Here is an 18432-nt window from a genome sequence, read left to right on the forward strand (position 1 = left end):
CCGCCCCACCGCCCCGCGTCGAGGCTAGCCACCGGTCGGCCCGCGGTGGTAAACGGGAGACGATGATGAAAACGCCCGCGAAATTCGACGTCGACCTGTTGATCGTCGGTGGCGGCATCAACGGCACCGGGATCGCGCGCGATGCCGCCGGGCGCGGGCTGTCGGTCCTGCTGGTCGAGCAGGACGATCTGGCCAGCCATACCTCGTCGGCCAGCACCAAGCTGATCCATGGCGGGCTGCGCTATCTCGAATATGGCGAGCTCCGGCTGGTGCGTGAGGCGCTGATCGAACGCGAGCGGCTGCTGGCGATCGCGCCGCACATCATCTGGCCGCTGCAGTTCGTCCTGCCGCAGACGCATTCACCGCGTCCCGCCTGGATGGTCCGGCTCGGGCTGTTCCTCTACGACCATCTGGGCGGCCGCAAGATCCTGCCCGCGACGCGGACCGTGCACCTCGACCGCGATCCGCTGGGCGACGGGCTGAAACCCGGCGCGACGCGCGCCTTCGTCTATTCGGATTGCTGGGTGGAGGACAGCCGGCTGGTCGTGCTCAACGCGCGCGACGCGGCAGAGCGCGGCGCGACGATCCTGACGCGAACCCGGCTGGTCGCGGCGGCCCGCCGGGACGGCGGCTGGTCCGCGACGATCGCCGATGCGCAGGGCGAGCGCACCGTCACCGCCCGCGTCCTCGTCAACGCGGCTGGGCCCTGGGTCGCCGATGTGCTGGGGAAGGTCCCCGATTCGCGCCGCGACCGCGGCGTCCGGCTCATCAAGGGCAGCCACATCGTCGTCCCGCGCCTCTATGCGGGCGATCACGCCCTGCTGTTGCAGAACCCGGACAAGCGCGTCGTCTTCGCGATTCCCTATGAAGGTCGCTTCACGCTGATCGGCACCACCGACGAGGCCTGGCAGGGCGCGCCCGGCCCAGCGACGATCGACGCCGCCGAGACCGCCTATCTGTGCGACACCATCGATCGGTATTTCCAGCGTGGCATCACCCCCGCCGACATCGTGTGGAGCTATTCGGGGATCCGCCCGCTCTATGACGATCATGCGGCCAGTGCGTCGGCGGTGACACGCGACTATGTGCTCGATCTCGACGCCGCGGAGGATCGCGCGGCGATGCTGAGCATCTTGGGCGGCAAGATCACGACCTATCGCAAGCTCGCCGAGCACGCGATGACGCAGCTTGCCCCCTTCTTCCCCGATCGAAACACGGACCTGACAAAAAGCTGGACCGCGACGGTCGCGCTGCCCGGTGGCGATCTGCCCGAGAGCGATTTCGACCGGTATCTCGAAGCGCTGATCCGGGCGTACCCCGACCTGCCGGCCGCACTGCTGCGCCGACTCGGCCGCGCCTACGGGACGCGGGTGGACCGGATCCTCGGTGCGGCGCGGACGACCGCCGAGCTTGGCGAGGATTTCGGCGCTGGGCTTCATGCCGCCGAGATCGACTATCTCGTCGATCAGGAATGGGCACGGTCGGCCGACGATATCCTGTATCGCCGCAGCAAGCTCGGGCTGCACGTACCAGCCGACGCCGCTGCACGGATCGACGCGTATCTGGCCGATCGCATCGATGCGGCGGCGGGAGGCGCACCGCCCCCCGCCGCAGCGCCCGATCAGATCCGCGTGTCGCCCGCATAGGCGAACAGCAGGTCGGCATCGTCGCTGGCCTCGATCCGCTCTGACCCGGTCACGGTGACGCACTCGCCCGCCTTGAACGCGACGCCCGCGACGCTGCCCGATCCGGTGATTGGGATCAGCCAGGCGGTCCGCCCCTCGGGCAGGGTCACCGCATGCTCGCCACCGGTCCAGCGCTCGAGCACGAACTTGGGGCCTTCGACCTGGATCGTCCGACCTTCGGAGACGACGCCCGGTGACGTGATCGGCTGATAGGGCACCGGATCCGAGACCGCGATGCCGTCGTCGAGGTGTAGTTCGCGGTCGCTGCCATAATCATAGAGGCGATAGGTGGTTTCCGAATTCTGCTGGACCTCGATCACCGTCAGGCCGCCGCCGATCGCATGGATCGTGTCGGAGGCGCAGTACATGAAATCGCCCGCCTTGACCGGCTTCCAGTAAAGCTTGTCCTCGATCGTGCCGTCGATCGCGGCCGCGCGCAGGTCGTCGCGCGACATCGGCGCCTTGGTACCGACGGCGATCGTCGAATCGGGTTCGGCGGCCAGCACCGTCCAGCACTCGTCCTTGCCCCGCGGCAGACCGCGCGCATGCGCCTGGTCGTCGTCGGGATGGACCTGCACCGACAACTTCTCGCTGGTGAACAGATATTTGATCAGCAGATCGGGGGTCGTGTCGCCGGGTTCCTGGAACCAGACCTCGCCGATCGCCGGTGCACCGGGGGCGGGATCGTCAAAGCCGGGCCACAGCGTGTGGCGTCCCCAGGGCTTCTCGACACGATGGGTGTGAAGCAGGGTGGCGGGCATCAAACGTTCCTTCTCAAGGCTGGCGGACTGGCGCGACATAGCGCCCCGGGGCCCAACTGGCGAGACGCCGGGAATGTCCCGTCGTCGACGCGGCATCGCGCCCGGCGTATCGCGCCCGTCAACCGGTGAATTGTGGCTGAATAGACCGCGCCGAAGGCCGCTGCTTCAGACGCCTCCAAACCCCCTCGCTAGGGGGGATTGTTCGCGTGCCCCCGGTTACGCTAAGGACGACGTCCATGCGTATCCCCCAGTCTCGCGCGCTCTCGATCGCGCTCCTCGCCGCCATAGCGCTCCCCATGGCCGGGTGCGCGAGTTCGCGCACCTCCACCGACATCCCGTATGTCGCGCGCGACGTGGGCACGCTCTACTCGCTGGCGAAGAAGCGGCTCGACCAGGGGCGCTACAAGGAATCGGCGCAGCTGTTCGACGAAGTCGAGCGCCAGCATCCCTATTCGATCTGGGCCCGCCGCGCGCAGATCATGAGCGCGTTCAGCTATTATCTCGACACCGACTATACCAAGTCGATCCAGTCGGCGCAGCGGTTCATCGCGGTCCACCCGGGCAACCGCGACGCGCCCTATGCCTATTACCTGATCGCGCTGGGCTATTACGAGCAGATCACCGACGTCACGCGCGACCAGAAGATCACGCGCCAGGCGCTCGACGCACTGGGCGAACTGACACGGCGCTATCCCAACACGCGCTATGCGTCGGATGCACGGCTGAAGATCGATCTCGTCAACGATCACCTTGGCGGCAAGGAGATGGAGATCGGTCGCTTCTACGAGACGCGCGGCCAGTGGCTCGCGGCGAACGGGCGGTTCCGCACCGTGATCGACCAGTATCAGCAGACCACGCATACCCCGGAGGCGCTGATGCGTCTGACCGAGACCTATCTCGCGCTCGGCGTCCCGGTCGAGGCCGAGAAGGCCGCGGCGGTGCTGGGTCGCAACTATCCGGGCACGCCTTGGTATCAGCGCGCGTACAAGCTCATGCAGGAGCATCCGGTCAAGCCGCTGGCGCCGATCGCGACGGGCGCGCAGATCGTCCCCGCCGGCACCCCCGGCGCGCTCCCCGCCGCTGGCCTCGGCGAGACCCCGGCAATCCCGGGATCGCCCGGCAATGGCGGCTCTGGTTCCGCTGCGGCAGGCGGGTCGGGCCCGGTCGGCCCAGCCGGCACCACGCGCACCACGCCCGGCAACTAAGGACGTAGGGGCTCGGCCCCGTCCCCCGAGCAACGTCATCCTGACGAAAGTCAGGACCCAGAGCCATTAACGGCACGCTCGTTACCCTGGGTCCTGACGTTCGTCAGGATGACGATTGGCGTCGCGCGCTTGGAAAGAACGGACGGCCCCTAGCCCCACTGACGAACCAGAACATTGGGGGATCATTTTCGCATCCGGATCGTCTAAGGGACGAACCGATGCTGACAGAACTCTCCATCCGCGACGTGGTATTGATCGAGGCGCTCGACCTCGGCTTCGGCCCGGGGCTCGGCGTGCTGACCGGCGAGACCGGCGCGGGCAAGTCGATCCTGCTCGATGCGCTCGGGCTTGCGCTCGGCGGCCGCGGCGACAGCGGACTGGTCCGGCATGGCGCTGCGCAGGCGGTGGTCACCGCGACCTTCGATCCGCCCGCCCCCGGCACGCCGCTGATGGCGCTGCTCGATGAGAACGGGCTGGCGATCGAAGCGGGCGAACCGCTGATCATCCGCCGCATCGTCAAGGCCGATGGCGGCAGCCGCGGCTTCGTCAACGACCAGCCGGCCTCCGCTGGTCTGTTGCGCGAGATGGCGCCGACGCTGGTCGAGATTCATGGCCAGCATGACGAGCGCGGCCTGCTCAACCCGCGCGGCCACCGCGCGCTGCTCGACATTTTCGGCCGTACCGAACCCGCCGCGACGACACGCGCGTGGACCGCGCTTCGCGAGGCCGAGGATGCGCTTGCCACTGCCCGCGCGGATATCGAAAGCGCGGCGCGCGATCGCGACTGGCTCGAACACACCGTCGCCGAACTGACCGCGCTCGGCGCCGAACCCGGCGAGGAGGAAACACTCGCCGATACCCGCCGCTCGATGCAGCGCGCGGAGAAGATCGCGGACGACCTGTCGGCGATCGACGACTATCTCGAAGGGTCGGATGGCGGGCTCGCCAAGCTGCGTCAGGCCGCGCGTGTGCTCGAACGGATTTCGGGCGATCATGTCGCGCTCGCCGACGCGCTCGCCGCGGTCGACCGCGCGGTGATCGAGGGATCGGTCGCCGAGGAGCGGATGCGCGATGCGCGGATCGACCTCGCCTATGACCCGCGCAGCCTCGAGGACGACGAGGCGCGGCTGTTCGAACTCCGCGCGATGGCACGCAAGCACCGCGTCCAGCCCGATGACCTCGCCGCGCTGACCGATGAGATGCGCGCCCGGCTCGAACGACTCGACGCGGGCGAAGGCGGTATCGCGGTGCTCGAGGCAGCGCTTGCCAAGGCGCGCGCAGCCTACGACAAGGCTGCGGACGCGCTCTCGGCCCGGCGTGCCAAGGCCGCGCTGCGACTCGACACCGCGGTCGCGGGCGAGCTCGCGCCGCTGAAACTCGACGCCGCCCGCTTCCGCACCGTCTGCGCCCCGCTCGGCGAGGAGGGCTGGTCGGGCGCGGGCAAGGACCGTGTCGAGTTCGAAATCTCGACCAACCCCGGCGCGCCCTTCGCCGGCCTCACCAAGATCGCCAGCGGCGGCGAATTGTCGCGCTTCATCCTCGCGCTCAAGGTCGCGCTCGCGGAAGAAGGCGGCGCAACGACGATGGTGTTCGACGAGATCGACCGCGGCGTCGGCGGCGCTGTCGCCAGCGCGATCGGCGAGCGACTCGCACGCCTCGCGCAGAGCACGCAGCTGCTCGTCGTCACGCACAGCCCGCAGGTCGCGGCGCGCGGCGCCAAGCATCTGCTGATCGCCAAGAGCAACGACGGCACCGTCACCCGCACCGGCGTCCGCGCGCTCGACGAGGCCGAACGCCGCGAGGAGATCGCCCGGATGCTCTCGGGCGCGACGATCACCGACGAAGCGCGCGCACAGGCCGAACGACTGCTCGAAACCGCCTGACACTCTTGCCGCGCGCGGGGCAGCTGCCTAACCCCGCGATCATGACTGCGCTGCCCACGTCCGCCCTGCCCGCCACCGAAGCGGAGGCCGCCGCCGAGCTGACGACGCTCGCCGAGCGCATCGCCTATCACAATGCGCGCTATCACACCGACGACGCGCCCGAGATCAGCGACGCGGACTATGACGCGCTGGTTCGCCGCAACAGCGCGATCGAGGCTGCCTTCCCCGCGAGCGTCCGCGCCGATTCGCCGAGCCGAAGCGTCGGTGCTGCCCCCGCCGGGCACCTGTCGAAGGTCGCGCACGCCAAACCGATGATGAGCCTCGACAACGCGTTTTCGGACGAGGAGGTCGAGGAGTTCGTCGGACGCGTCCGTCGCTTCCTGAAACTCGCCGACGACGCCCCTGTCGCGCTCACCGCCGAGCCCAAGATCGACGGCCTGTCCTGCTCGCTCCGCTACGAGGACGGCCGGCTGGTCCAGGCGCTCACCCGCGGCGACGGCCAGGTCGGCGAGGACGTCACCGCCAATGTCCGCACGATCGCCGACATCCCGCAGACGCTCGGCGGCGAGCCGCCCTACCCCGCGGTCTTCGAGATCCGCGGCGAGGTGTACATGGCGAAGGCCGATTTCGCCGCGCTCAACGCCCGCCTGCTCGCGGACGCCGAGCGGACCGGCAAGGAGGCGCGCCAGTTCGCCAACCCGCGCAACGCCGCCGCCGGCTCGCTCCGCCAGAAGGACGCGAGCATCACCGCCGAACGCACGCTGCGCTTCCTCGCGCATGGCTGGGGCGAGGCGAGCGCGGTCCCCGGGGAGACGCAGTCCGCGATCGTCGATCAGTTCCGCGCCTGGGGCTTCGCGGTTGCCGATGGCTTCGCGCGCGTCGAGGATGAACGGGGCGCGCTCGGAATCTACCGTGCAATCGAGGCGGGCCGGGCCGAGCTGCCCTTCGACATCGATGGCGTCGTGTACAAGGTCGACCGGCTCGACTGGCAGGCGCGACTCGGCCAGGTCGCGCGCGCACCACGCTGGGCGATCGCGCACAAATTCCCTGCCGAGCGCGCGCAGACCACGCTCAACGCGATCGACATCCAGGTCGGGCGCACCGGCGCGCTGACCCCGGTCGCGCGGCTCGATCCCGTCACCGTCGGCGGCGTCGTCGTCACCAACGCGACGCTCCACAATTTCGACGAGATCGAACGGCTCGGCGTCCGCGTCGGCGACCGCGTCCTCGTCCAGCGCGCGGGCGACGTCATCCCGCAGATCGTCGAGAGCCTGACCGCCGCCGAGGATCGCCCCGCCTATGTCTTCGACCGGCTCTGCCCCGATTGCGGGTCGGCCGCCGAGCGCGAGGAGGGCGAGGTCGTCTATCGCTGCACCGGCGGGCTGATCTGCCCCGCACAACGCGTCGAGCGGCTCATCCATTTCACCTCGCGCCACGCCTTCGACATTGGCGGGCTCGGCCAGACCCTAGTCGAGGCGTTCTTCCGCGATGGCCTGATCGAATCGCCCGCCGACATCTTCCGCCTGACCGAGGAGCAGCTGGTCGCGCGCAAGAAGGACGGTCGCGTCTGGGCGGCCAAGCTGATCGCGGCGATCGACGCGCGCCGCCAGATCGCGCTCGACCGGTTCCTCTTCTCGCTCGGCATCCGCCATGTCGGCGAGATCACCGCACGCGACCTCGCCCGCCGCTATCGCTCGGCAAAGGCGCTCGGCAGCATGCTGCGCCGCGCGGTGTTCCTGTACCACAGCATCACGCCGGTGATCGGCGAGCCCGAGCGCAAATATGTCCTGCGCCGCGACAAGCTGCTCGTCGGGGTGATCGAGACGGCGGGCTTCGGCCCCGAAGTCGCCAACGCGCTCATCGGCTTCTGCGCCGAGCCGCACAACCGCGCGGTCGTGTTCGACCTGCTCCGCGAGGTAACCCCGCTCGATGTCATCCACGAGACGCGCGATTCGGACGTCACCGGCCAGACGCTCGTCTTCACCGGCAGCCTCGAGACGCTCAGCCGCGATGAGGCCAAGGCGCAGGCCGAGCTGCTCGGCGCGCGCGTCGCGGCGTCGGTCTCCGCCAAGACCGACCTCGTCATCGCCGGCCCCGGCGCGGGGTCGAAGCTGAAGAAAGCGACCGACCTCGGGATCCGCGTGATCACCGAGGCGGAATGGGCGGCGATCGTCGCGGCGAGCTGAACGCGCAACGCCTCACGCACTTGATCGAGATTGGTTCCGTGGCGGACCAATCGATGCCGGGCCGTGGCTTTTTTGCAACGCAATATGACGGAGTGCGTCCGGCGCAACTCGCGACTCGCCAATGTCATGGAACCGAAATATTTGGAGCGCAGGGGCGCGACTGACCGAACGATACATCGCGGATCTCGAGCATAAGCTCAAAGGGGACATTTCAAATGCGTAACAACCTTTTCCTGGGTGCGGCGGCGATTGCGCTGATCGCGCCGATGGCCGCGTCCGCGCAGGAGACGACCTCCTCGATCCGCGGCACCGTCTCCGCCAATGGCGCGCCCGTAGCCGGCGCGACGGTGGTGATCCTGAACGTGCCGTCGGGTTCGCGCTCGACGCAGACGACCGACGCCTCGGGCAACTTCAACGCCGGCGGTCTGCGCGTGGGTGGCCCGTTCACGGTCACGGTCACCGCGGCGGGCTATCCCGAAACGTCGATCACCGACATTCAAACCACCGTCGCCCAGTCCTATGAACTGCCGATCGAGCTCGCCGCTGCAGTCGATGGCGGCGATGACATCGTGGTTACCGCATCGTCGCTACCGCGCGCCCGCAACGTCAGCCAGGGCCCCGCAACTGTGCTCAACGCCGAGCAGATCGGCTCGGTTGCCTCGCTGAACCGCGACGTCCGCGACCTGATGCGCCGCGATCCGTTCGCGCGCCTCGACGACAGTCCCACAGGCGGCCGCGCCGTCTCATTCGCGGGCCAGAATGCGCGCTTCAACCGCTTCTCGGTCGACGGCGTGCCGGTCACCGACAATTTCGGCCTCAACCCCGACGGCCTGCCGACCCGCCGTTCGCCCATTCCGTTCGATGCGATCGGCCAGTTCCAGACCAAGGTCGCACCGTATGACGTGCGCGAGGGCAATTTTCAGGGCGGCGCGATTAACGCCATCCTGAAGTCGGGCACCAACGAGTTCCACGGCACGGGTTTCTACGCTTATTCGGACGACGGCCTGACGGGTAAGAGGACCAAGGCCGGCCCCGGCGTGCCGACCGGTCGCGTCAACATCCCCGACTTCAAGTACGAGAATTTCGGAGCGCAACTGTCCGGCCCGATCATCAAGGACAAGTTGTTTTTCATGATCGCGGGCGAGCGCATCCGCGCAAACACGCCAATCGTCGAGGGCACTGCCGGCACCAACGCCGGTACGGTCGTCCCCAACATCACCGATACCCAGGTTGCCGAGATCCAGCGGATCGCGCAGGCACGCTATGGCTACGACACGGGCGGCATCCTGCAGGATTCGAACGACCGCGACGATCGCCTAGTTGCACGCTTCGATGCGAACCTGTCCGACACGCAGCGCGCCTCGGTCACGTACATGTACACCAAAGATTCGATCCAGATCGGGCAGAACACCTTCGTTACGGGCACGCCGGGCCTTGGCCTGGAGTCGAACGGGTACATCTCGTCGAACCGGCTACACACGGGCGTCGCGCAGCTCAACAGCGACTGGACGGACGAGTTCTCGACCGAAATCCGCGGGTTCTACAAGGACTATAAGCGCGGGCAGGACCCGATCATGGGTCGCGGGTTCGCGCAGATGCAAGTTTGCACCGCGCCGACGTCCGACCGGTCGGGCGGCCTCGGCACAGCAAACGATCTGTCGACGGCGTGCCAGTCCGGCTTTGGCAACGTCTCATTCGGTCCCGACATCTCGCGCCAGGTCAACCAGCTGACGAGCCGCACCTATGGCGGCCTCGTCCAGGGTCGCCTGACGCGCGACGACCACGACCTTCGCGTGTTTGCCGAGTTCTCGGACAGCAAAATCTACAACGCATTCCTGCAACAGAGCTCCGCGTCGCCGGACGGCAACTACTACTTCGATTCGCTGGCCGACTTTGCTGCGGGCAATGCGCAGCGCCTGCGCTACGCGAACGCGGTTCCGTCGCTCGATCCCGTCAACGCGGCGGCACGGTTCCGCTATCAGTCCTACACGTTCGGCGTTCAGGACACGTGGCGGGTCACCGACATCCTGACGCTGTCCTATGGCGCGCGATACGACCTCTTCGGCGGCGACAGCCGTCCAGAACTTAACTCGGCTTTCCTCGGCCGGTATAACTTCCCGAACACAGCTTATATTTCGGGTCGCGGCGTGTTCCAGCCGCGCGTCGGATTCGACTTCAAGCCTGCGTCGGCGCTATCGTTCCGCGGCGGCATTGGCATCTTCTCGGGCGGCTCGCCCGACGTCTATGTGTCGAACAGCTTCTCGAACACCGGCTTCCTGACCAACGCTGTCGATATCCGCCAGAACAACAACAACAGCTACTTGGTACCCGGTTTCACCGGCGCGGCGGGCAATACGACCGGCGCAGCGATCCTGACCAACGTAAATGGCGAGACCATCCCGGCGCAGGCGAATGCAGTCCTGACGAACGCCTCTGTCAGCCAGCTTTCGCCGACCAACGCGCTCGACCCGAACTTCAAGGTGCCTTCGCAGTGGCGCGGCACGCTCTCAGCGGACTTCGATCCAAATTGGGGTGGCACGTTTGGGAATGGCTGGCACTTCGGTGCCGACTTCCTGTGGTCGGACGTCCGCAACCAAGTGTTCTTCACCGATCTTCGCGTTGCGCCGACGGCGCTGCGTACGCCTGACGGTCGCGTCCGTTATGCCTCGCTCACGAGCTTCGGGGACACCAACTCGGATCTGTTCCTGACGAACACAACACGCGGCCGGAGCTATATCGGCGTTGCCCGGGTCAACAAGGACTTCGATTTTGGTCTGAACGTCGGCGTGAGCTACTCCTACCAGAACATCAAGGACCAGGCGCCGGCGACGTCGTCGACTGCATCGTCCAACTATGGAAACGGCGGATTCCTTGATGCGAACGGTGCTGCCTATGGCATCTCGAACGACCAGGTGAAGCACAACCTCAAATACAACGTCAGCTTCAACCACGCCTTCTTCGGTGACTACAAGACCAACTTTACGCTGTTCGGCGAGACGCGCATCGGCCGTCCGTACAGCTACACCATGCAGGAAGTGTCGACCGGGCGTTCATCGGTGTTCGGGACGATCGGCAACGCATCACGCTATCTGCTGTACGTGCCGACGAGCACGACCGACGCGCTGGTGAGCTATGGCGATACGGTCGTGAACGGCGTGGTAACACAGACCGCGGCGCAAACTCAGGCCAACCTCGACACGCTGATTAACTCAACTGGGCTCGCCAAGTATCGCGGCAAGATTGCGCCGCGTAATGGCTTCAACTCGAAATGGTTTACCCGGTTTGATCTGCACATCGGCCAGGAGATTCCGACCTTCGTCGGCAAAAGCCGGATCGAGTTGTTCGCGGATATCGAGAATATCACGAATTTTCTGAACAAAAACTGGGGTCAAGTTCGCGAATATCAGTTCCCATACACGATACCGGCAGTTCGCGTGCAGTGCGTTCAGGCGCCGACAGCAAATGGCGCTACCCCCGCCGCGGCGCTGACGGCGAACACGAGCCAAGGATGCGCGCAGTATCGCTACACGGCACCGAGCACGGCACCGTCGGACACGATCTACGCGCGTCAGTCGCTCTACTCGATCCGCGTCGGCGCACGGTTCAGCTTCTGAGCCCTATCGCCTCGACGTGACGACCGGGCCGCCGTTTCCAGATGGGAAACGGCGGCCCTTTCGCGTCTGGTCACCGGCCCTTCGCCGCTGGCACGAAAATCTCCTGGAGCTGCAAGCGCTTTTGCGCCCGCCGCCGCCCGCGTGTAAGACCGCGGCTAACCATGGCCAGCTCTCCCGCCCCGTCTTCCACCCAGCCCCCCGGCACGCCCCCCCGCCTGCCCTTTTCCGCACGGCCGTTTTTCGAGAACAAGGCGCGTGCGTTCTGGACGCTGCAGGCGGTCGGCTGGAGCGGCTATCTGATGCTGCGCGGCGTGTCGTCGGTGTCGAATGGCCTCACGCTTACCTCGATCATCCCGGTCATCATCGAGGCGATCGTCGGCTATTGCATCACGCTGCTGCTCTCGACGCTCTATGGCTATTACCGCCGCATTCCGCGCGTGATCGGGCTGTTCCTGACGATCGCCACGCTGGCGGCGGCGACGTTTCTCTATGCGGTGCTCGACGCCTTTTCCTTCTCGTTCATCCAGACCGCGACGCCGGGAATCACGATCACCCGCATGCTCGGCTTCGTGTTCCTCAACTTCGTCACGCTGGCAGGCTGGTCGGCGCTGTATTTCGGGATCAACTTCTACCTGATCGTCGAGGAGCAGATCGATCAGATGCAGCATCTGGAGAATCAGGCCTCCTCGGCGCAGCTCGCGATGCTGCGCTATCAGCTGAACCCGCATTTCCTGTTCAACACGCTGAACTCGATCTCGACGCTCGTGCTGCTCAAACAGACCGAGCGCGCGAACGCGATGCTGTCGCGGTTGTCGTCGTTCCTGCGCTACACGCTGGCCAATGAGCCGACCGCGCACGTCACCGTCGCGCAGGAGATGGAGACGCTGAAGCTGTATCTCGAGATCGAGAAGATGCGGTTCGAGGACCGGATGCGGCCCAAATTCGACATCGACCCGCGCGCCGAGCGCGCCCGCCTGCCCTCGCTTCTGCTGCAACCGCTGGTCGAGAATGCGATCAAATATGCGGTCACGCCGCAGGAGGAAGGCGCCGAAATCTGCGTCACGGTGCGGCTGGCCGGGGAACGGGTGCAGATCGCCGTATCCGATACCGGACCGGGCTTGATCGAGGGCCGGATCAGTCCAAGCCTTTCAACAGGCGTCGGGCTCGCTAATATTAGAGACAGGTTGGCGCAGGCATATGGCCCCGACCATCGTTTTGAAACCCGCTCCACGCCCGCTGGCGGCTTCTCGGTCGAGATCGAGATTCCCTACCAGCTTGAAGACGTGAACAGAGAGGCCGCATGACCATCCGTACCATTCTCGTCGACGACGAGCCGCTGGCGATCCAGGGGCTCGAACTCCGCCTCCAGGCGCATGAAGACGTCGAGATCATCGAAAAATGCTCGAACGGCCGCGAGGCGATTCGCGCGATCAAGACGCACAAGCCCGATCTCGTCTTCCTCGATATCCAGATGCCCGGCTTTGACGGCTTCTCCGTCGTCCAGGGGCTGATGGAGGTCGAACCACCGCTGTTCGTGTTCGTCACCGCCTATTCGGACCACGCGCTGCGCGCGTTCGAGGCGCAGGCGGTCGATTATCTGATGAAGCCGGTCGAGGAATCGCGGCTCGCCGACACGATCGAACGCGTCCGCCAGCGCCTCTCGGAAAAGCGTGGCGTCGAGGAGGTCGACCGTCTGCGCGAAGTGCTCGCCGACGTCGCCCCCGATGCGGCGGCCGACATGCCGGACGGCGATGCGGTGTCCGCCAACCGCTTCGAAAAGCTCATCAACATCAAGGATCGCGGCCAGATCTTCCGCGTCGATGTCGACACGATCGAGCGGATCGACGCGGCCGGCGATTACATGTGCATCTACACCGGCGACAACACGCTGATCCTGCGTGAGACGATGAAGGATCTGGAGAAGCGCCTCGACCCGCGCCGGTTCCAGCGCGTGCACCGCTCGACAATAGTGAATCTCGACCTCGTCAAGCAGGTGAAGCCGCATACCAATGGCGAATGCTTCCTGGTGCTCAATTCGGGTGCCAGCGTGAAGGTGTCGCGCTCCTATCGCGACGTGGTGGCGCGCTTCGTCCACTGATTCATCCCTCCCGTCATCCTGACTTTCGTCAGGATGACGGGAGGGCGAGAGGCGCCGCCCCGCGATCGGCGCTGCCCCGCCTCGCCCGCCCCCTCGCAAAACCATGCTGCATCTGCTAACGCCCGCGGCCATGCTGAACCTGAACAATATTACGGTGCGCCTCGGCGGACGCGTTATCCTCGACGGCGCCAGTGCGGCGCTGCCGCCGGGCAGCCGCGTCGGGCTGATCGGCCGCAACGGCGCGGGCAAGTCGACGATGGTGCGCGTGATCGCAGGGCAGCTGGAGCCCGATGACGGCTCCGCGGACATGCCAAAGGGCGCTCGCATCGGCTATCTGGCGCAGGAAGCCCCGCACGGCGTGAAGACCCCGTTCGAGACCGTGCTCGAGGCCGATCTCGAACGCGCCGCGCTGATGCTCGAAAGCGAGACCAGTGAGGATCCCGACCGGCTGGGCGACGTGTACGAACGGCTGATCGCGATCGACGCCTATACCGCGCCCGCGCGTGCGGCGCAGATCCTGCTCGGCCTCGGCTTTGACGAGGAGATGCAGGCCCGCACGCTCGACAGCTTCTCGGGTGGCTGGAAGATGCGCGTCGCGCTCGCCGCGCTGCTGTTCTCGCAGCCCGACCTGCTGCTGCTCGACGAGCCATCGAACCATCTCGATCTGGAGGCGGTGATGTGGCTCGAGGACTTCCTCAAAAGCTACAAGGCGACGATCGTCGTCGTCAGCCACGAGCGCGATTTCCTCAACAACGTCGTCGATCACATCCTGCATCTGCAGGGCGGCAAGATCACGCTCTATCCCGGCGGCTATGACGCGTTCGAGCGCCAGCGTGCCGAGCGTCTGGCGCAGATCGAGGCGGCACGCGCCAACCAGGCGGTGCAGCGCGAGAAGCTCCAGGAATATATCGCGAAGAATTCCGCACGCGCTTCGACCGCCAAGCAGGCCCAGTCGCGCCAGAAGATGCTCGCGAAGATGCAGCCGATCGCCGAGAGCTACAATGATCCGACGCTCTCGTTCGGCTTCCCCAACCCCACCGAGCTCCGCCCGCCGCTGATCACGCTCGACATGGCGACGGTCGGCTATGCGGACGTGCCGATCCTGAAGCGGCTCAACATGCGGCTCGATCCCGACGACCGGGTCGCGCTGCTCGGGCGCAACGGCAACGGCAAGACCACGCTTGCGCGGCTGCTCGCCGCGCAGCTGACGCCGATGGACGGCGACATGGCGTCGTCGAACAAGATGAAGGTCGGCTATTTCACCCAGTATCAGGTCGAGGAACTCGATCCGCACGATACACCGATCGAGCATATGGCGCATCTGATGAAGGGCGCGACGCCCGCCGCGGTGCGCGGCCAGCTTGGCCGGTTCGGCTTTTCCGGCGACAAGGCGACGACCAAGGTCGGCAAGCTGTCGGGTGGCGAGCGCGCCCGGCTCGCGCTCGCGCTCATCACCCGCGACGCGCCGCATTTGCTGATCCTCGACGAGCCGACCAACCATCTCGACGTCGACGCGCGCGAGGCGCTGGTGCAGGCGCTCAACGCCTATACCGGCGCCGTCGTGCTGGTCAGCCATGACCGTCACATGCTCGAACTCACCGCCGACCGGCTCGTGCTGGTCGATGGCGGCACGGCGAAGGAATTCGACGGCAGCCTCGACGATTACATCGCGTTCGTCCTGAAGGGCGATGCCGGCAAGGGCGATGCGGCGTCGAAGGCCGACAAGAAGGCGGGCAAGAAGGCCGCGGCGGAGGCCAAGAGCAACGACGCGGCGCTGCGCAAGACGCTGCGCGAGGTCGAGGAGCAGACCGCCAAGTTCACCAAGGAACGCAACGCGATCGACCGCGCGATGGTCGACCCGGCCAATGCCGAGCCACGCTTCTCGCGGATGTCGATGGGTGATCTCAGCAAGCGCCGCGCCGAGGTGAATGCGAAGCTCGAGGCAAGCGAAGCCAAGTGGCTCGAGGCGAGCGAGGCGCTGGAGGGCGTGGCAGCGTAAGCCACGCCCCTTCCCCGTCATCCTGACGAAAGTCACGATCCAGAGTTACGCAGGGTGGCGCCTGTGACTCTGGATCCTGGGTCAAGCCCAGGATGACGGGGTAGGTTTCGTGAACGCGAGGCTTAGCCCTCGTCGGCGTCGTCCGTAGCCCCGTCCGAAGCCGCAGGCCGCTCGAACCATGCCTCGACCGGCCCCGAGAGCTTCAGCGTCAGCGGGTTACCGTTGCGATCGACCTTCTTGCCGAGCGCGACGCGGATCCAGCCTTCGGAGATGCAATATTCCTCGACGTCGTGGCGCACGCCATCCTTGAAGCGGATGCCGATCCCGCGCTCCAGCAGCTCCTGCTGGAAAAACGGGCTGCGATGGTTGGTCGAAAGGCGATCTGGGGGCGTGTCGGTCATCGCGCGCGCTTAGCCGCAAGCGGGCGGGTGGCGCCACAAAAAAACGGCGCCGGGATTGTTCCCGACGCCGCGTTTTCCGTCAGATCAGATCAGCTGCAGACCTGCACCTGGACCTGATCGCCATAATAGGGATCGACCCGCCACTCGCTCCAGCACCGCGGGCGATAATCCTGGCGGTAATAGGTCCGTACCGGCGGACCGTCATAATAGCCGCCGTTATAATAGCCGCGATCGACATAGCGGTCGCGGTTGCTGCTCGCGATCGCTGCACCCACGCCGAGCCCCAGAATACCGCCGAGCACCGCCGCGCCCGCGACATTGCCGCCACCGCGATGGTGATACCCACCCCAGCCGCCGCCGCGATAGCCGCGACCCCAACGCTGCGCATCGGCTGGCGCTGCCGCGGTCAACGCGGTCGCCGCAAGCGCAATGCCGAGACCTGCCTTCTTCATCAATCCGTTCATCGGGAACCTCCTCTACGTCCGGTCCGCATGAAGCAAACGCATGAACCGCGACCGTGGTCCCGTTCTATCCGAGTCGGGCTGAACCGAAGCGGAATGTGCTGTTAAGCTGAGGTTTAACGGCGTGCAGAGCATCCCCACCCCGCCATGACGGCCGGCTAGGTCTCGTCGCGATATTTCATCTCGAGGAAGCGACCGCGCGTCGCCAGCGTGTCGAGATCGTCCTGCGCGAGCCGTTGCGTCATCTCGCCGATCTCCTGCTCGATCAGCGACAGCCCCGCGACGAGTTCGGCATCGGGTGTGCGGCCATTGCGCGGCGTCGTACGCAGCGCCTGGGGCACGCGTTCGTAATCCTTGACGAACGCGGGCAGTTGTTCGCCGACCAGCTTGCGCACCTCGATCGCCTCGGGCGCGTCGTCGGCGAAGCGCGCGAGTTGCGGCGCGAGCGTTTCGAGCCGCAGGCCGATCCGGTCGACCAGGGTCACCGCGGGCGCGGGCAAGGCGGGACGCTGCGCTTCGAGCCAGCGCTCGGTCTGCCGCGGCAGTGCCTTGATATCGACCGATGCGAGCCGCTCGGGCGTCGGCGCGCGCTCGGCGGGCCACACCGCGAACAGCAATGTCGCCGCGACCAACAACGCCGTGACCAACATAAAACCGCCGATCCCGAGCGGGACGATCCAGCCGATGACCATCGCCGCAATAAGGATCGCGACGTCGGCGATCGCGATCCGCGTCAGCCTCTTACCGATCGTCTGAGTCCGGCGCGTCCGCCCCCGTGTCGGCAGCCGCACCGCGCCGACGGCGCCGCGGTCGTCCGATATCCGCGACCAGGAGGCACGCGCGCTGGCGATGGCGTCGTCGACTTCGCTCACGCCTTACATCGCCTCCAGCTTGAACGCGCTCGGCGACGGGCCGCCCAGCTGCCCCCCATTTTGACCTTGGGTGGCGCCCTCCGCCCGCGCGATGTAACCGCGCGACTTGTCGACCTCGTTCGACAGCGCGCCGACCGTGGTCTTCATGCTGTCGAGCGCCTTCAGCTTGAACACGTCGATCGCGTCCATCGTGTCGTAGATATTCTGGAACGCGCGTTGCAGCGTCTCGAGCGGGATGGTTGCGGAAGCCGCCTGCTCGTGGATCTGCGCGGTCTGCGATTTCAGCAGCTTGCCGGTCGAGTCGATGATGTTCGCGGTCGTCGTGTTGAGCGCGGTGATCTGTTCGAGCACCAGCTTCTGGTTGGTCAGCGCCTGCGCGACCGTCACCGCGGTGCGCAGCGCGGACACGGTCGTGGTCGAGGCGCGGTCGACGCCCTTCACCAGCTCGACATTGTTCTTCTTGACCAGGTCGAGCGCGAGATAGCCCTGCACGGTGACCGCCATCTGCGTCAGCAGATCCTGCGTGCGCTGGCGGGTGTAGAACAGCGCGGTCTCGCGGATCGCCTTGGCCTTGGCCGGATCGCTGTGGTCGAGATCATTCGCGACATCCTCGAGCTTCGCATCCATCGTCTTCGACAGATGGATCATCTGTTCGAGCCGCCCCATCGCCGCCCACAGATTGGCGCGCTCGGTATCGATCGCGGCATTGTCCATCAGCAGCTCGTCCTTGCCCGACGACAGGCTCTTCAGGATCTGCGCGATATGGGTCTGCGATGATTTGTAGCCGTCGAAATAATTGCGCATCTTGCCGCCGAACGGGATGATCCCGAACAGTTTCTGTGGCGCGGTCAGGTTGCCCTTCTTGCCGGGATCGAGATCCTCGACGACGCGGCGCAGCTCCGCCAGATCCTTGCCGACGCCGGTTTCCTGATCCATCGCGCGGACCGGGCGATCGAGGAACCGGTTCGACTGGACCGCCGCCTCGCGGATTTCCTTCGCCCCCATCGCGGTGATCGCATCGACGCGCTTGCCGAATTCAGGGCTGTTGACGTCCTGCGCGACGAGGTCGGTGACAAAGCCGGCGACCCGATCATCGAGCTGCGACTTCACTCCCGCATCGACCGGCACGAGCCCGGCGGCCTTCGTCGCGGAGACAGTCGGCACGGGGTCGGGCGGCGTCAGGACCAGGCCAGGCTCGGTCGTCAGCGTCTCGGGTGTCGTCGCCATGCAATCCTCCAATCGGTGCCGCATCCTAGGGGAACGACAC

13 protein-coding genes are annotated in these 18432 nt (G+C 66.3%); 8 read left to right on the forward strand and 5 right to left on the reverse strand.

Annotated features, from left to right (window positions below):
• The first annotated feature begins 65 nt into the window (after positions 1-65).
• Positions 66-1646, forward strand: a complete 1581-nt coding sequence (locus sphst_RS04820; RefSeq protein ID WP_234387386.1) for a glycerol-3-phosphate dehydrogenase — start codon at positions 66-68, stop codon at positions 1644-1646.
• Here sphst_RS04820 and sphst_RS04825 read toward each other — a convergent pair.
• Positions 1622-2446 (reverse strand): phosphoheptose isomerase, encoded by an 825-nt coding sequence (locus sphst_RS04825; RefSeq protein WP_031395027.1) that lies wholly within the window; start codon positions 2444-2446, stop codon positions 1622-1624. The two genes, sphst_RS04820 and sphst_RS04825, sit on opposite strands and share 25 nt — an antisense overlap.
• Before the next feature lie 236 nt (positions 2447-2682).
• Here sphst_RS04825 and sphst_RS04830 point away from each other — a divergent pair, with 236 nt between their 5' ends.
• From sphst_RS04830 to sphst_RS04860, 7 genes are all read left to right on the forward strand, one after another.
• Positions 2683-3651, forward strand: a complete 969-nt coding sequence (locus sphst_RS04830) for an outer membrane protein assembly factor BamD (RefSeq protein ID WP_107045237.1) — start codon at positions 2683-2685, stop codon at positions 3649-3651.
• Positions 3652-3869: 218 nt separating this feature from the next.
• On the forward strand, positions 3870-5534 hold the full coding sequence (gene recN, locus sphst_RS04835; protein ID WP_107045238.1) for a DNA repair protein RecN: 1665 nt from the start codon (positions 3870-3872) through the stop codon (positions 5532-5534).
• Between the two features lie 41 nt (positions 5535-5575).
• Positions 5576-7720: an NAD-dependent DNA ligase LigA gene (gene ligA, locus sphst_RS04840; protein ID WP_107045239.1), complete on the forward strand. Its 2145-nt coding sequence runs from the start codon at positions 5576-5578 to the stop codon at positions 7718-7720.
• A gap of 215 nt (positions 7721-7935) precedes the next feature.
• Positions 7936-11334, forward strand: a complete 3399-nt coding sequence (locus sphst_RS04845) for a TonB-dependent receptor (protein ID WP_107045240.1) — start codon at positions 7936-7938, stop codon at positions 11332-11334.
• Positions 11335-11495: 161 nt separating this feature from the next.
• Positions 11496-12638 (forward strand): sensor histidine kinase, encoded by a 1143-nt coding sequence (locus sphst_RS04850; protein WP_051916213.1) that lies wholly within the window; start codon positions 11496-11498, stop codon positions 12636-12638.
• A complete protein-coding gene (locus tag sphst_RS04855) occupies positions 12635-13432 on the forward strand; it encodes a LytR/AlgR family response regulator transcription factor (protein ID WP_031393111.1) in 798 nt (265 codons plus the stop codon). Before sphst_RS04850 ends, sphst_RS04855 begins: the two co-directional genes overlap by 4 nt.
• Before the next feature lie 130 nt (positions 13433-13562).
• On the forward strand, positions 13563-15431 hold the full coding sequence (locus sphst_RS04860) for an ABC-F family ATP-binding cassette domain-containing protein (RefSeq protein WP_031393112.1): 1869 nt from the start codon (positions 13563-13565) through the stop codon (positions 15429-15431).
• Between the two features lie 122 nt (positions 15432-15553).
• Here the strand turns inward: sphst_RS04860 and sphst_RS04865 are convergent, their stop codons facing one another.
• From sphst_RS04865 to sphst_RS04880, 4 genes are all read right to left on the reverse strand, one after another.
• Positions 15554-15832 carry a DUF3297 family protein gene (locus sphst_RS04865; protein ID WP_031393113.1) on the reverse strand — a complete coding sequence of 93 codons (279 nt, stop codon included), beginning with the start codon at positions 15830-15832 and terminating at the stop codon, positions 15554-15556.
• 89 nt (positions 15833-15921) lie between these two features.
• Positions 15922-16296: a hypothetical protein gene (locus sphst_RS04870; RefSeq protein WP_031393114.1), complete on the reverse strand. Its 375-nt coding sequence runs from the start codon at positions 16294-16296 to the stop codon at positions 15922-15924.
• A gap of 155 nt (positions 16297-16451) precedes the next feature.
• Entirely contained in the window at positions 16452-17165 is a 714-nt protein-coding gene (locus tag sphst_RS04875; protein WP_107045241.1) for a hypothetical protein, read from the reverse strand.
• A gap of 3 nt (positions 17166-17168) precedes the next feature.
• Positions 17169-18392, reverse strand: a complete 1224-nt coding sequence (locus sphst_RS04880; protein ID WP_031393419.1) for a toxic anion resistance protein — start codon at positions 18390-18392, stop codon at positions 17169-17171.
• Positions 18393-18432: the final 40 nt, after the last annotated feature.

Source organism: Sphingomonas sp. STIS6.2, assembly GCF_000732685.2.
In the GTDB taxonomy this organism is placed as follows: Bacteria; Pseudomonadota; Alphaproteobacteria; order Sphingomonadales; family Sphingomonadaceae; genus Sphingomonas; species Sphingomonas aerolata.